Source organism: Sphingobium yanoikuyae (assembly GCF_013001025.1).
Taxonomy (GTDB): domain Bacteria; phylum Pseudomonadota; class Alphaproteobacteria; order Sphingomonadales; family Sphingomonadaceae; genus Sphingobium; species Sphingobium yanoikuyae_A.
The window spans coordinates 4,598,693-4,613,613 of record NZ_CP053021.1; the positions used below are offsets into that span (position 1 = coordinate 4,598,693).

Sequence of the window (14,921 nt, forward strand, 5' to 3'; positions counted from 1 at the left end):
AAATCGAACTGCTCAACGCGACAGCTTGGCGCAACCTTGCGTGCGGGAAAAAGCGCCGATCACGCCCCCTCCGCGATTGGAACAGTTGATCGCTCCAACTATCTGGTCAATCAATCCAATCGTAAAGATGGTCACAACGACAACTATCGGGATTAAATGCTTGAAGCGTCTCATTTCGTTGAAACTCGCCGATTGAAATATTGACGTCAACGCCTGTTCTACTTCCCTGTCGGCAGTTCCACCTGCACCTGCGTCGGGACCGGCGCGGCCATGATCGCGACGATGCTGGCCGGCATCGCGCAGTTTGAGCACGATATGCTCAGCGGGCGTGTCCGCTCTGGCTTGAGCGCGGGGACGCAAGCTCGGACGACAACTGGGGGAATGCCCCAAATCCGATCGGCTCGGTCCCAAGGTGCTGGCGCTGGTGGCAGAAGGACGTAGTTATCGCTGGATCGCGCGCGATCTTGGCCTGAGCAAGAACACGGTCTCTGCGATCGTGAACCGGGACAGATTGGCTGCAAAAATGATGTTGAAATAACGGTATGAGCGCTCTCTAAAAGTCATCTGTCCACGTCCCGCTGCGGAAGTCTAAGATAACATGCACGTATTCGATCGACGCCTTCTTTATATATGGTTGTTGATGACGCTGGGAGCTGGTTGCGCGCTTTTTCTGCCAGAAATAGTCGTTCTTCTGATGCTGACGCTTATCGGCTTTCCTTTGGCATGGTTGATGACCCTCATGCCAGGAGCATGGATTTATTTCACGCCGACACTGGCCATCTATATGATCCTACGCAGAGTGTCGGACGCCCCTCCGCGCTTGATGATGCTGGTTGCGGCCGCCTTACTGCCGCTTGCCGTCGGCTTTGCTATTCCATGGTGCGCTAATGGGATCACTGAACGACGCGTCCAAGCCCTGATCGCACAAGATCATGGCGCGCCTCCAATATTGCCAGTAGGCCTTTCCATCACCCATGCAATCGACAGAGGCTTAGGTTCGTCCGGCAAATGCTGGGACACCTGCCAACGGCTCCTATTTTCGCGCACCGCAAAGAGCATTGCTGAAGTACCACTCGACATGCTGCCGAAGCAAGCCTCGCTCCCGGTTCCTGCACGTCGCTTTTCGCTCGGACCGATTGGACCGGGATGTAACAATACACGGTTACAAACGACGTATGCCACGAGCACAGAAACTGGTCGCGAGGTTCCACCCCCTCCGCCACCACTCTCGGACAAACTGGAGGACTTCGCACAGGAAGGATTGTGTTTGCACGATGATGCAGTGCGAGATGTGCGCTCCGACGTGCTCATTGTGGAACGGCGGAACTATGATCCGGCTTTCCGGGGCTTCCATTTTGAGGGTGAGGGCTGGCGCGCCTCGCTGCATCCCATCGCCCCATTCAAAAGGCGTGAAGTTTTCCGACATACGCCTTCCGGCTTGGTGCGGCTTATGCGCCGCACTGAGGTCCGATATGCGCTCTTGGCGGAGCCATTATGGCTATCTCCAGGATTCCGTTTCGACACGGCGTCCCCGACGCACTGGGCTTGGCGCGACGAGCGTGTCGTCGGCAGTCCGGTCGACAGCTTTCAGCCGACCCAATGGAACGGGTTAATTGCCAACGATCTGGCGGTGCATGGTCTCCGCTGAAGTATCAGCGGCGGACCGAAAACGCCGCAAATGTGGAGCACCATCGGTTTAGGGTGTCATTTCGCCCTGCGCCGCCGGCAATTCCACCTGTACCTGCGTCGGGATCGGCGCCGCCATGATCGCGATCCCCGCGACGATTCCTAGCGCGCCCCACACCCAGCGTTTCGCGCGCAGGTCCATGACGCCGCGCGCCAGGCAGTAAAGGCCGGCCAGGACCAGGATGATGGCGGCGATCATGCGACTTCCTCTTTTTCTGTCTCGTCCTCGGGCACGACATCGACGGCGACGCTGATGCTCTGGCCTGATCCGCCGACGAACAGCCCGTCCATCGGCGCGACATCGGCATAGTCGCGGCCCATGGCGATGAACAGATGATCCTCGCCGGTGATGACGCCATTGGTGGGGTCGAAGCCGATCCAGCCGCGCGTCGGCCCGCACCACAGCATCACCCAGGCATGCATGGCATCGGCGCCGACCAGCCGGGGCATGCCCGGCGGCGGATAGGTGCGGAGGTATCCGCTGACATAGGCGGCGGGCAGGCCAGCGAGGCGCAGCGCCACCACCATCACATGGGCGAAATCCTGGCACACGCCATGACGCGCGGCAAAGGCGTCGGCCACCGGCGTGCCGGCATCGGTGGCGCTGGGATCATAGGCGAAGTCCGCCTTGATCCGCTGCGCCAGTTCCCATGCCGCCGCGACGATCGGCCGGTCGGGCGCCAGCATGTCGCCCGACCAGCTGCCGATCGCGTCCAGCATCGGCGCGCGGGGCGAGGCATAGAGGAATTGGGCGGGGGCAGAGGCGCTGATGTCGCGGTCGGCCAGCGCCGCGCGCGCCACCATGGCGATGCTGGGGTCGTCATCCTGCGGCAGGATCGGCGCGCCGCCCGCCACCCCGGCGCGGAACCGGCTCTCGATCGTCAATTGCCGTAATGGCTGGTCGATCACCAGCCGTTCGACATGCACCGGCCAGGCGCCCGGCCGCGCCTCGATCGACAGCGGCGCGGGATCGACGCTCAGGCTATAGTCGGCGGTCCATTGCCCGGCCCAGGCCATCGGCCGCAACCGCACATTGAAACGGGCGACCCGCACCGGCGCGCCATAGCGCAATATGCTTCTGTGCCGGACATGGTAGATCATGACAGCAGCTCTGCGCCCTCGACCTTTTCGGTCTTGCGGACCTGCAGGAAATAGCGCTGGCCGATCGCGTCGGACAAGGCGAGCAGCCGACTTTCGATATCGGTCAGCGCCGCCATGGTCAGCATGTCGCCGGTCAGCGGCGCCAGCGTCGCCGCCAGCGCGCCGGCCAGCCGCTGCGGTTCCTCCGGCATGCCGTCGCCGCGCAGCGTCGGCAATGCGGCGACATGCTCGGCAATGCGCTGCGCCTGATAGGCGATCGAGCGGGGATTCTGCGGCTCCAGCGCCACCAGATCGCGCACCGGCGGCAGCGATGGGCCGGTCAAATAGCGGTTGCGATAGCTGATCTGGCTGTCATGCAGGTCGAGCAGGACGGTCAGGTCGTCGGCCGACGCCCAGTCGCTGCCCAGCAGCAAGGTCAGCCGGCATCCGGTGATCGCCCGCTCGATCCGCCGCCCCATGTCGTGGAAGCGCCACCCCTCGGTGCGCGCCATATTCTCCGCCGCCAGCCCCGACAGCGCCGAAATCCGCTCGATCATGCGCGATGCCGCGTCCAGCAGCGTCTCGGTCACCGCCCCGTCGAAGGCGGGCAGGGGCAGGCGCACCAGTCGCCAGAAATCGGTCGCCAGCCGGTCGCGCAAACCCTCGCCGATATTGGCGACCACGCCCATCAACGCGCGCACGCTGCCGGACTGGCGCGCATCGCCCAGCGCCTGCGCGCACAGCGCACCGACCGACTGCGCCGCGTTTCCGGTCGCCCCCCACAGCGCCAGCTGTCCCGCCAGCCGCGCCATGGTCGGCGAATCCGACGACGGCCCCATATCGACCTCGATCGATTCGCCGATGACCGCGCGGATCACCCGCAGCGTCATCTCGGTCCGCTCAATATAGCGGCCCAACCAATAGAGATTGTCCGCCGCCTTGGTCGGCAGCAGCCCGCCGATCCGCCGGATCGCTGGCGCGCCGCCGTCGCCCAGCAGCGTATCGGGCGGCACAGGCTGGCTGTCGATCACGCACATGTCGGCCGACATGTCGCCCTCGCCCATCAAGGCGGCACGGATATCGCCATGCGCGGCCAGCCGGGCAAAGGCGCCCGGCATGATCCGCCATTGGCCGAGGCCATCCCGCGCCACGAACACGCGCAGGGTGAAGGGCAGGGGCATCAGTCGCCCGTCGACGATCGCCGGGGTGGTGGAGAGCTTCACCACTTCCTGCCCGACATAGTCCATCGGCCGCCGCGCCATCGCTTCCAGCAATGCCCTGCGCTGGTCCGCGTCCAGTGTCGATCCCTGCACCGATCGCGTTGGGCCAAGCCCCGCCGCATCCCGGTCGAACGCCGATCCCACCAGCAATTCGTCCAGATGGCCGGTCACATGGCCGCGCTCGCGCTCCTGCCCGCACCACCAGGTGGCGATATTGGGCAGCAGCAATTCGGTGCCCAGCAGGGCCTTGGCCAGTTGCGGCAGGAAGGCGGCAAAGGCGCGCGCCTCGATCACGCCCGCGCCCGGCCAGTTGCTGACCATCAGCCCGCCGCGCGCGCAGGCATCATAGAGGTCCGGCACGCCGATCCGCGATTCCCCGTCGAACGCCAGCGGATCGAGGAAGCGGCTGTCCATCCAGCGCCACAGCCCGTCGATCCGCTTCAGCCCCTCGATCGTGCGCACGAACAGGCGCCCATCGCTGACGATCAGGTCATCGCCCTCGACCAGCATCAGGCCCAGATAGCGGGCCAGATGTGCCTGCTCGGCATAGCTCTGGTTGAACCGGCCCGGCGTCAGCAGGCCGATGCGCGGATCGGCGCGCTGGCAATCGACCGCCAGGCCCCGGCGCAGGTCGGCGAAGAAGGGCGCCAGCCGCCTTGTGTTCATCGCGCCCAGCAGATCGCCGGTCGCGCGCGACAGCGCCAGCCTGTTCTCCAGCGCATAGCCGACACCCACGGGCGTGCGCACCCGGTCGGCCAGCACGCGCCATTCGCCATCCGGCCCACGCCCCAGATCGGCGGCATAGAAATGGAGATAATGGCCACGCGGCGGCGGCGCCCCGGTCATCACCCGCCAATAATGCGGACTGCCGGTCACCACAGCGGCGGGCAGCTTGCCCTCGCGCACCAGGCTCTGGCCGCTATAGATGTCGCTGATCACCCGCTCCAGCAGCTCGGCCCGCTGCATCAGCCCCTGTTCGATCCGGGTCCATTCGCCAGCGCCGATCAGCATCGGGATCGGGCTCAGCGGCCAGGGCCGCTCCTGCTCGTCACCGGTCAGGCGGAACGCCAGGCCCAGATCCTGCGCCTGCCGCTCGACATTGCCGGCCAGCGTCGCGGGATCGCCCTGACCCTGTTCCGACAATCGATCCAGCATCGCCCGCCAGCGGGGCGCCATCTCCGCCGGCGCCCCGGCGAACAGGTCGCCGCCCGACGCGCGCGCCAGATAGTCGCCGGCCCAGCCGGACGCTTCGAGACCCGGCAGGACAGGCGAGTCGGTCATCGTCTAATATTCGGGATGCCTGAACCGAAGGTCCAGCGTCATCGGAAATTCGCTCGGGGGTTCGGCAGGCGGCATGTCGACGGGGCCGGGCGTATGGCCATGATCCTGGAACCGCGCCTTGCGCCGCGCCTCCGCCTCATAGCTGTTGATCGGCACATCGTCATAATTGCGCCCGCCCGGATGGGCGACATGATAGACGCAGCCGCCCAGCGACCGCCCGCTCCAGCTGTCGAAGATATCGAAGGTCAGCGGCGCATTGGCGGGCAGGTTGGGGTGCAGGCAATTGGCCGGCGCCCACGCCTTGTAGCGCACGCCGCCCACCGCCTCGCCCGGCACGCCGGTCGGCGTCATCGGCACGCGCCGGCCGTTGCAGCTGACGATATGGCGCCCGGCGACCAGGCCCGACACGCGCACCTGCAACCGTTCGGTCGAACTGTCGACATAGCGCACCGTGCCGCCGATCGCGCCGGTCTCGCCCAGCACGTTCCATGGCTCCAGCGCATGGCTGATTTCCAGCCCGACCCCGCCGGCCTCCACGCTGCCATGCACCGGGAAGCGGAACTGGCGCTGCGCCTCGAACCAGTTGGGATCGAAATCATAGCCCGCCTGGCGCAGGTCGTTCAGCACTTCCAGGAAATCGGCCCAGACGAAATGGCCCAGGAAGAAACGATCGTGCAGCGCCGTGCCCCAGCGCACCAGATTGCCCTGCTGCGGCTCGCGCCAGAACCAGGCGGTCAGCGCGCGCAGCAGCAATTGCTGGGCCAGGCTCATCTGCGGGTCTGGCGGCATCTCGAACCCGCGAAACTCGACAAGGCCAAGGCGCCCGGTCGGGCCATCGGGCGAGAACAGCTTGTCGATGCAGATTTCGGTGCGATGGGTGTTGCCGGTCACATCGACCAGCAGGTTACGGAACAGCCGGTCGACCAGCCAGGGCGGCGGCAGCTTGTCCGCGCCGTCGCGCACCGGATTGGGCACCTGCGCCAGCGCGATCTCCAGCTCATACAGGCTGTCGTGCCGCGCCTCGTCGATGCGCGGCGCCTGGCTGGTCGGGCCGATGAACAGGCCGGAAAACAGATAGGAGAGCGACGGGTGCCGCTGCCAGTAGAGGACGAAGCTCTTGAGCAAGTCCGGCCGGCGGATGAACGGGCTGTCGTTGACGCTCGCCCCGCCCAGCACCAGATGATTGCCGCCGCCGGTGCCGACCGACCGGCCATCGACCATGAACTTGTCGGCGGTCATCTTCACCTCGCGGGCATCCTCATAGACGCCCTGGGTGATCGCCACCGTTTCCGCCCAGCTTGTCGCCGGCTGGATATTCACCTCGACCACGCCGGGGTCGGGCGTCACCTTCAGCACATTGACGCGCGGGTCGGACGGCGGCGCATAGCCCTCGATCCGCACCGGGATGCGCGTCGCTTCGGCCACCTTCTCGACCTGCGCAATCAACTCCAGATAATCGTCCAGCGTCTTTACCGGGGGCACGAAGACCGACAGGAAATTGCCGCGCGGCTCGACCGTGACGGCGGTGCGCACCGCCCCTTCGATGAACACCTGTTCCTGCCGGTCCTGATGCTCGGCCTGCGCCACCTCGGACCGCTCGAACCGCTCGGCCGGAGCTTCCGCCTCAGCGCGATAATCGGCCAGCGGCTCGCGTGGCTCGCTCGTATCCTGCGGGTGGATATAGGGGAAATCGGACGGCGGCACATAGGGCAGGGTGCCCAGCGGCAGGCGGTATCCCAGCGCCGAATCCCCCGGCACCGCGAACAGCGCCTTGCGCCGCACCTTCCACACCTCGCTCTGCCAGCGCGGCGCACTCGCCTGCGTCTGCCAGCGCTGGATCGGCAGCACATAGCCGACCGTCTTGCTAAGGCCGCCCTCGAATGCGCGCACCATCCGGCTGCGCTCCTCGGGATTGTCGAACTTGGGGTCGCCCGGCTCGGTATTGGCGGGCAGTTCCGCCTCCTTTACCGACCAGGCCAGCGCATCCTCGAACACCGGCTGGACGAAATCGGTCTCGACCCCCAGCCCTTCCGCCATGGCGGTCAGGAAGTGGCCGGCATCCTCGGCGGTAATGGTCGTATCGCCCGCCTCGGGCTCGCCCGCGATCAGCCCGGCATCGCGCCAGATCGGCACGCCGTCCGCCCGCCAGTAGATCGAATAGCCCCAGCGCGGCAGGCTTTCGCCCGGATACCATTTGCCCTGGCCATGATGCAGCAGCGCGCCCGGCGCGAAGCGGTCGCGCAGCCGCCGGATCAGCCGGTCGGCATAGCCCGCCTTGGTCGGCCCGACCGCATCGCCATTCCATTCGCCCGCCTGTGGATCGTCGACCGCGACGAAGGTCGGCTCGCCGCCGGTGGTCAGCCGCACGTCCTGTGCGATCAGGTCGGCGTCCACCTGCTCGCCCAGCGCCATCAGCGACGCCCAGCGTCCCTCGGTAAAGGGCTTGGTGATCCGCACCGCCTCGGCAATGCGGCTGACATTCATCGCAAAATTGAAATCGACCTCGGCCGGCTCGGCCATGCCGCTGATCGGGGCGGCGGACCGATAATGGGGCGTGGCGCAGAGCGGGATATGCCCTTCGCCCGCAAACATGCCGCTGGTCGCATCGAGCGCGATCCAGCCGGCGCCGGGCACATAGGCCTCGGCCCAGGCATGCAGGTCGACCACATCCTGGGTAACGCCCTTGGGCCCCTCGATCGGCTCGACGTCGGCAACCAGCTGGATCGAATAGCCCGACACGAAGCGCGCGGCAAAGCCGAGGCGTCGCAGCAACTGCACCAGCAGCCAGGCGGAATCGCGGCACGATCCGGTGCCGATGTCCAGCGTCTCCTCGGGCGTCTGCACCCCCGTTTCCATGCGGATGACATAGCCGATGCGCTGCTGCAGCTTGCTGTTCACATCGACCAGGAAGTCGATCGTCCGTCCCTCGAACGCGGCATGCTGCGCGACCAGTTCCTCGAACAACGGCCCCTGCATCTCGACGTCATAATAAGCGGCCAGATCGGTCTCCAGCTGCTCGTCATAGCTGAAGGGGTAATTTTCCGCATAGGGTTCGACGAAGAAGTCGAACGGGTTGATGATATCCAGATCGGCCAGCAGGTCGACCTCGATACTGAAATGATCGACCGGATCGGGAAAGACGATCCGCGCCAGCCAGTTGCCGTGCGGGTCCTGCTGCCAGTTGAGGAAATGGTTCGCCGGCTCGATCTTCAGCGCATAATTGGGGATCTTGGTGCGACTATGCGGCGCGGGCCGCAATCTTATCACTTGCGGACCCAGACGGATCGGGCGGCTATAGCGATAGGCGGTCAGGTGGTGCAGCGCGGCCTTGAGCATGATGCGATCAGAAACCACGCTTTGCTGCAATGCAATGCGAAACTGTCGCTTGGCCAAAGATTCTCGCAATTTCCGTTCGCGTCAGCCCCGGCCATCCCCTCATATATCGACGTCGCCCCGGCCCCTTCGACAGGCTCAGGGCATGCTTGATCCGGGATCCATTCGGCGCTTTCGCGCGGGTGTAACGTCGAATGGATCCTGACTTCCGTCAGGATGACGCAGGTCGTGATTGGCAGGAAGCGACCAAGAGCGGACGTTTCCTACTCCCCTCCCTTCCAGGGAGGGGCCGGGGGTGGGTGCGCCGCGTAGCGGCGGTCTACGGTCGATAGGGCAGAAGCTCGCTATGCTCGCCACCCACCCCAACCCCTCCCTGGAAGGGAGGGGCTATGTCTTGTTCCCACCAATCCCGGCCATTCGGCCCGCACTGAATTTGTCGACGCGGCCTAGCCTCTATTTCCCCTCCAGCCTTTGGCTGAAATAGACCATCTGCATCGCCTGCAACCGCGCGCCCTGTTCGATATCGGCGTCGCCCGAATGACCGCCGGCGGTGTCCTCGTAGAAAAGATAGGACAGGCCATAGTCCTTCAGCCGCGCGGCGAACTTGCGCGCATGCTGCGGCCCGACCCGATCATCCTTGGTCGTGGTCCAGATATAGGGCGTGGGATAGGCCACCCCCTTGCGGATATTGGCATAGGGCGAGATTTTTTCGAGGAACGCCTTCTCCTCCGGCACCGACACGCTGCCATATTCGTCGACCCAGGACGCGCCGGCGGCGATCTGCTCGTATCGGATCATGTCGAGCAGCGGCACCTGGATCACCACTCCGTTCCAGAGGTCAGGATGCTGGTTGAACTCGACCCCCATCAGCAGCCCGCCATTGGACCCGCCATAGATGCCGAATTTCCTGGGGCTGGACAGTTTGCGGGCAAAGATGTCCTGCGCCACCGCCGCGAAATCATCATAGATGATCTGGCGTTTGGTCTTGAGGCCCGCCTCATGCCAGGCCGGGCCGAACTCGCCGCCGCCGCGGATATTGGCCAGCACGAAACTATTGCCCCGCTCCAGCCACAGCTTGCCGGTGATCGCGGCATAGCTGGGCGTCATCGGTACCTCGAAGCCGCCATAGGCGGTCATGATCGTCGGCGTGCTGCCGTCGGGCGTCATCCCCTTCTTGTGGACGATGAAATAGGGAATTTTGGTCCCGTCGCTCGATCGGGCTTCAAACTGCTCGACCACCAGCCCCGCCGCGTCGAAGCGCGCCGGCATCGCCTTCACCTGCACCGGTTTCGGGTCGGCCGCATCCATCGCCCATAATGTCGTCGGCGCCAGGAATCCCGCGACGCTCAGATAGACCTGGTCGCTCTTGTCGGATGCGGCGACCGTGCTGATCGTCGCATTGTCGGGCAGGTCGACCGGCTGCGCGCTCCATCCCTTTGCCCCGCGTGCATAGACACGCACCCGCCCGCGCACATTGTCGTTGAGGCTCAGCACGACCCGATTCTGCGTCGCCACCACCCCGTCGATCGACTGGCGCGGCGTCGGCGCGAACAGGATTTCGGGCGTCAGCACGCCGCCATCCTGCAACGCTTTCAGCGCCACGCTCGCCAGCGCGCCCGCCGGCACGGTCACGCCGCCGCTGGCCCATTCCTCGCTGGTCTGGATCAGCACCTGCCCGTCGACCATGCCCTGCAACTGGCTTTTGGCCGGCAGCGCCAGCCGCTTCGTCCCCTGCGCCGTCAGCAACCAGGTCTCGTTGCCGAAGAAGGTGACGCCGCGAAACAGGAAGGCCGCCCTGTTGCCCTGTCCGTCGCTCAGCAGGATCGGCATCGACATCAGCTGGTCTCTCGCCGCGCCACGGAACACTTCCTGCGCCTGATCCAGTGTCTGCCCGCGCTTCAGCGTCTTGATGACGAAGGGATAGCCCGACTTGGTCAGGTTTTCCGCGCCCCAGTCGCGCGACAGCAGCAGGCTGTCCTTGTCCAGCCACACTGCATTCTGCTTGGCATTGGGAATGTCGAACCCGCCCGGCACGAACCTGCCGTCGACCAGGTCGAACTCGCGCAGCCGCACCGCATCCTCGCCACCATCCGACAGCGCCAGCAGCGCAATCCGCTCCTCGGGGTCGAGGATGGTCGCGCCCTTCCACACCCATTTCTTGCCCTCGGCCCTGGACAGCGCATCCAGGTCCAGCACGGTCGTCCAGCTCGGCGACGCCGACGCATAATCAGCCTCGGACGTGTATCGCCACACGCCCTGCGGATGGTCGGCATCGCGCCAGAAATTATAGATGCGGCCATGGATCAGCATCGGCATCGCGATCCGGTCCTTGGCCGATGCGATCGCCAGCGCATCCTTAAAATAGCCGGCATAGCGCGGATCGCCTTGCAGCGTGGCGACGGTCGCCTTGTTCTCCGCCTCCACCCACTGCATCGCGCGCGGCCCGGTCCAGTCCTCCAGCCAGACGAACGGATCGTTGGCCGGAGCAGGGGCGGGCGCGCCAGCGCCGGTCAGCAAGGCAGCAGAAACCATCGTCAAAAACCTCTTCATTGCGCCCCCCTTTGTTGTCCTCAATCCCGCGCGAGCTGGCCCTTCAGATAGCGCCGTCGCAACACCGCCCCCGCCACCAGCAAGGGTAGCGCCGCAGCGCAGGCGATCAGCCCCAGCAGCATCGGCGACCAGCCCATCAGGCTGTGGATGCCAAAGGCCGACGGCAGGATCAGCAGCAGCGCGCCCAGCGTCAGCAGCCACAGCCCCCAGCGCCGCGGCCGCACCGCCACCATCCGCATCTCGTGCCGCAACGCCTTGCGTCGAGCCTTCTCGGAATCGGGATGGGGTGGGGCGCTGTTCCGCACGATCGGCCTCTTGCTGGATATCCTTCCAATTATGGTCTCCATCGCCCCGGCGCAAGGCGATCGGCTCGCGAAGGGCTTCCCCTGCCGCCGCGCTTGCGCTATCCATTGCCCATATCCCCGGGGGACCGTCCGCAGACGGTTGAGAGGCGGCTTTGTGGCCGCGACCCGCTGAACCTGATCCAGTTGACACTGGCGTAGGGAGGGAAGCGCGTCGTGCCACTCGTCCCGTGACACCGCCCGCACTCTCTTTCCGCCTCAAGGAGAGAGAAGTTATGGCAGACGTCCCCGCCCGCACCGAAATGCGCGTCACCACCGGGCCCATTCGCGGCTCGAAGAAGATTCATGTCGGCCCGCGCAAGGTCGCCATGCGCGAGATTCATCTGGAACCGGGCAGCGGCGAGCCGCCAGTCCGCGTCTATGACACGTCCGGCCCCTATACCGATCCCGACGCGCATATCGACATCATGGCCGGCCTCCAGCAGCTGCGCCGCGACTGGATCCGCGAGCGCGGCGATGTCGAGGAATATGACGCGCGCGAGATCCGACCGGAGGATAATGGCCTCAAAGGCCCCGATCGCTCGGGCGGCGTCCAGCCTTTCCCCAATGTCGTCAAGCGCCCGCTGCGCGCCAAGCCCGGCATGAACGTCTCCCAGATGCACTATGCCCGTCGCGGCATCATCACCCCGGAAATGGAATATGTGGCGGAACGCGAAAATCTGGGCCGTGCCCGCCTCGCCGAATATGTCCGCGACGGCGAAAGCTGGGGCGCCTCGATCCCCGACTATGTGACGCCGGAATTCGTCCGCGATGAAGTCGCCCGCGGCCGCGCGATCATCCCGTCCAACATCAATCACCCGGAATCCGAGCCGATGGCGATCGGCCGCAATTTCCTGGTGAAGATCAACGCCAATATCGGCAATTCGGCCGTCGCCTCCGACGTCGCCTCCGAAGTCGACAAGCTGGTCTGGTCGATCCGCTGGGGCGCCGACACGGTGATGGACCTCTCCACCGGCCGCAACATCCATGACACGCGCGAATGGATCATCCGCAACTCGCCCGTGCCGATCGGCACCGTCCCCATCTATCAGGCGCTCGAAAAGGTCGGCGGCATCGCCGAGGACCTGACCTGGGACATTTTCCGCGATACCCTCATCGAACAGGCCGAACAGGGCGTCGACTATTTCACCATCCATGCGGGCGTCCGCCTCGCCTATATCCCGATGGCGGCCAGGCGCGTCACCGGCATCGTCTCGCGCGGCGGCTCGATCATGGCGAAATGGTGCCTCGCGCACCACAAGGAGAGCTTCCTCTACGAGCATTTCGACGAGATCACGGAGATCATGAAGGCCTATGACATCGCCTATTCGCTGGGTGACGGCCTGCGCCCCGGTTCGATCGCCGACGCAAATGACGAAGCGCAATTCTCCGAACTCTACACGCTGGGCGAACTGACCCACCGCGCCTGGAAACAGGATGTGCAGGTGATGATCGAAGGGCCGGGTCATGTGCCCATGCACAAGATCAAGGAGAATATGGAAAAGCAGCTCCAGGTCTGTGGCGAAGCGCCCTTCTATACGCTCGGGCCGCTCACCACCGACATCGCGCCGGGTTACGACCATATCACTTCAGGGATCGGCGCGGCGCAGATCGGCTGGTATGGCACGGCGATGCTCTGCTACGTCACGCCCAAGGAGCATCTGGGCCTGCCCGACCGCGACGATGTGAAGGTCGGCGTCGTCACCTACAAGCTCGCCGCCCACGCTGCCGATCTTGCCAAGGGCCACCCGGCCGCCAAGGTCCGCGACGACGCGCTCAGCCGCGCGCGTTTCGAGTTCCGCTGGCGCGACCAGTTCAACCTGAGCCTCGATCCCGACACGGCCGAACAATATCATGACCAGACCCTGCCGGCCGAAGGCGCCAAGTCGGCGCATTTCTGCTCCATGTGCGGCCCCAAATTCTGCTCGATGAAGATCACGCAGGAAGTCAGGGATTTTGCCGCCAAAAAGAACCAGCCCGCCGACGGCTTCCTGGCGGCGGGCCTGACGGGCGCCGAAGTCGCCGAAGCCAGCAAGGCTGCCGCGTTGAAAGGCATGGAAGAGATGAGCAAGCTCTTCAAGGAAACCGGCAGCGAACTTTATATGGGCGCCGGTGGCAGGGAGCATGATTGATCCGGTCGCCGGGCGAAGCACAAGGCTTCGCCCGGCTAGGCTTGGCCAGCGCGGGCCCGTTCCACCAATTTGCGGATCATCGCCCGGACTTCGGCCGGCGTGTCGCCACTGACCACTTCGAGATAGCCGATTCCGGCGCGACGCAGCGCTTCCCGTTTCACTGCGTCGCGGGCGGCGGTGTTATCGCTCAAATGATGGTCTTTCCCCTGCATCTCTATCGCATGCAAAGGACGGCAGTCGGCATCGACGATCAACAGGTCGACGCGTTTGGAATTGACCGCCAGAAAGGCCGCCTCGTTGGAACTGCCCAATATCTCGCCCAGAGAAACCTGACCCATGGCACGCCACCCTGGACTGTCGTCCTCCAACGCCTTGTCCAATACCGAGAGCAGCCGTCGCTCGCCCTGATTGAGCAGCGGACGCGCCGCAAAATCGGCGGTCATGACGATACGCAACTGTTCGGCGGCAGTCGCTATCGGATCGATGGACTTTGGGGTTGGTGCCAGCGGGATGATCTTGCCGCGCCCCGCTCTCCAATCTTGTCGGCCGTTACGCGCACGCCAGCGGGCACGGCGCTCTGTCCGTTTCCATCCTTCGACCGTACGTTCAACGGCGATCCCGATCCCCGCCCCTACACCCAACACCAAGGCCAGCAACAGCGGCTTGTCGATCAACGCGGTCAGTTCCGGTGGCATGGTGAGAAACTAGCCGGCAGATAGTTACGATCGCGTAAGTGTCGGAGGCGGCGATGGTTCACGAAAACCTTCGGTTGAATGGTCATGCCCTGACACCCTGGCGCCAATATCCCCTGTCCTACACGGCGATCCTCTGATCTACCCTGGGGAATGACACAGAACCTCCCCGCTCGCCCGCCCGCGCAGCCCGCGCCGGCGCTCTTCACCCCCGCCCGCTGGACTCCGGCCCGGCAGCGAACCTTCCTGACCGCCCTCTATCAGAGCGGCAGCGTGGCGCAGGCCGCGCGCATGGTCGGCATGTCGCCATCCAGCGCGCATCGCCTGCGCCGCCGCCTCGCCGGCACTGCCTTCGACCGGGACTGGAGCAACGCGCTGACGCTCCATGCCCAGGCGATGGCCGACCCGATCGCCACCCAGCTTCGCCCGCAGACCGCGACGCGGCGCTGAGGCATATCGGTGCAAAACAGGTGCAAAGCTGTCGCGTCACCGGGGCATCATGGACGCATTATGCGTCGCCCCGGTGGCGCGTTCTGATGCAGAGCAGGCGCGTGGGTGACGCGCGGCCGGTGCAAAACGGGCGCAAATGCCCCGGAAAGGTCGATA

11 protein-coding genes, 1 pseudogene and 1 riboswitch are annotated in these 14,921 nt (G+C 65.2%); of the genes and pseudogenes, 4 read left to right on the forward strand and 8 right to left on the reverse strand.

Annotated features, from left to right (window positions below; genetic code table 11):
* Positions 1–12: 12 nt before the first annotated feature.
* Complete coding sequence (locus HH800_RS22185) at positions 13–312, reverse strand: hypothetical protein (RefSeq protein WP_169331133.1); 300 nt, start codon at positions 310–312, stop codon at positions 13–15.
* Between HH800_RS22185 and HH800_RS29510 the strand changes: the two are divergent.
* Both HH800_RS29510 and HH800_RS22195 read left to right on the forward strand, forming a co-directional pair.
* Positions 271–538 (forward strand): annotated as a pseudogene (locus HH800_RS29510) (DNA resolvase); the annotation flags it as partial. The gene HH800_RS22185 and the pseudogene HH800_RS29510 sit on opposite strands and share 42 nt — an antisense overlap.
* 102 nt (positions 539–640) lie before the next feature.
* On the forward strand, positions 641–1,648 hold the full coding sequence (locus HH800_RS22195) for a hypothetical protein (RefSeq protein ID WP_235682134.1): 1,008 nt from the start codon (positions 641–643) through the stop codon (positions 1,646–1,648).
* Between the two features lie 48 nt (positions 1,649–1,696).
* Here HH800_RS22195 and HH800_RS22200 read toward each other — a convergent pair whose 3' ends face one another.
* From HH800_RS22200 to HH800_RS22225, 6 genes are all read right to left on the reverse strand, one after another.
* Positions 1,697–1,885, reverse strand: a complete 189-nt coding sequence (locus HH800_RS22200) for a hypothetical protein (protein WP_169862434.1) — start codon at positions 1,883–1,885, stop codon at positions 1,697–1,699.
* Positions 1,882–2,787: a transglutaminase family protein gene (locus HH800_RS22205; protein ID WP_169862436.1), complete on the reverse strand. Its 906-nt coding sequence runs from the start codon at positions 2,785–2,787 to the stop codon at positions 1,882–1,884. Before HH800_RS22205 ends, HH800_RS22200 begins: the two co-directional genes overlap by 4 nt.
* Positions 2,784–5,267 (reverse strand): circularly permuted type 2 ATP-grasp protein, encoded by a 2,484-nt coding sequence (locus HH800_RS22210; protein ID WP_169862438.1) that lies wholly within the window; start codon positions 5,265–5,267, stop codon positions 2,784–2,786. Before HH800_RS22210 ends, HH800_RS22205 begins: the two co-directional genes overlap by 4 nt.
* Before the next feature lie 3 nt (positions 5,268–5,270).
* Positions 5,271–8,603: a DUF2126 domain-containing protein gene (locus HH800_RS22215; RefSeq protein ID WP_169863397.1), complete on the reverse strand. Its 3,333-nt coding sequence runs from the start codon at positions 8,601–8,603 to the stop codon at positions 5,271–5,273.
* A gap of 450 nt (positions 8,604–9,053) precedes the next feature.
* Entirely contained in the window at positions 9,054–11,150 is a 2,097-nt protein-coding gene (locus HH800_RS22220; RefSeq protein ID WP_169862440.1) for a prolyl oligopeptidase family serine peptidase, read from the reverse strand.
* Positions 11,151–11,170: 20 nt separating this feature from the next.
* Positions 11,171–11,455 (reverse strand): hypothetical protein, encoded by a 285-nt coding sequence (locus tag HH800_RS22225; RefSeq protein WP_235681941.1) that lies wholly within the window; start codon positions 11,453–11,455, stop codon positions 11,171–11,173.
* Positions 11,456–11,564: 109 nt separating this feature from the next.
* Positions 11,565–11,672: riboswitch (TPP riboswitch) on the forward strand.
* A gap of 55 nt (positions 11,673–11,727) precedes the next feature.
* Here HH800_RS22225 and thiC point away from each other — a divergent pair.
* On the forward strand, positions 11,728–13,623 hold the full coding sequence (thiC, locus tag HH800_RS22230) for a phosphomethylpyrimidine synthase ThiC (RefSeq protein WP_169862442.1): 1,896 nt from the start codon (positions 11,728–11,730) through the stop codon (positions 13,621–13,623).
* A gap of 35 nt (positions 13,624–13,658) precedes the next feature.
* Here thiC and HH800_RS22235 read toward each other — a convergent pair whose 3' ends face one another.
* Complete coding sequence (locus tag HH800_RS22235; RefSeq protein ID WP_169862444.1) at positions 13,659–14,318, reverse strand: DUF2726 domain-containing protein; 660 nt, start codon at positions 14,316–14,318, stop codon at positions 13,659–13,661.
* A gap of 150 nt (positions 14,319–14,468) precedes the next feature.
* Here HH800_RS22235 and HH800_RS22240 point away from each other — a divergent pair, with 150 nt between their 5' ends.
* A complete protein-coding gene (locus HH800_RS22240) occupies positions 14,469–14,765 on the forward strand; it encodes a LysR family transcriptional regulator (protein ID WP_169862445.1) in 297 nt (98 codons plus the stop codon).
* Positions 14,766–14,921 lie beyond the last annotated feature (156 nt).